We start from the raw sequence: 487 nt of genomic DNA, 5'->3' as shown, positions 1-487 counted from the left end.
TCAGGTTGTCCGCCCCAGCCGCCCCGAGCAACACGTCCGCATCGGGCGTACCGACCAGAACCAGTCCGGCGTCCGGCTGCGTTGTCTGGCCGGTTCCGCCACCATTGCCGGTCTCGGTGCCGGTGCCGCAACTCCCGCCGCCGCCGTTCCCGGTCTCATTGCCGGTGCCGCCACCGCCGTTCTCGGTCTCGTTGCCGGAACCGCTGCCGCCGCCATTCTCCGTCTCGCTGCCGGAGCTGTTGCCGCCGCCGTTCTCGGTCTMATTGCCCGAGCCGCTGCCGCTCCCGTTTCCGGAACCACCACCATTACTGCCGCCCCCGCCAGTCGATCCGCCGGCGGCAGCTGGTCCGGTCACGTGCATTTCATCCTGGGCACGCATGCCAACCAGATGGTCGGAGCCGCCGCCCGTATTGAGCACGACGTGGTGGGCCGATTCGAGAGCCGTCACGTCGACCGTGTCGTCACCTGTGCCGGAGTTCACCGTGAT

The 487-nt window shown here is 68.9% G+C and carries 1 protein-coding gene; it reads right to left on the bottom strand.

Annotated elements, in window-relative coordinates; genetic code table 11:
* Positions 1-487 (bottom strand): hypothetical protein (locus AC1DGP_RS35325; protein ID WP_476833308.1); only part of this gene is annotated, 487 nt, incomplete at both ends.

Source organism: Allobosea sp. 05T433, assembly GCF_056396065.1.
The sequence above is the reverse complement of the archived record's forward strand: the minus strand, read 5'-3'. Positions and strand labels throughout refer to the sequence as shown.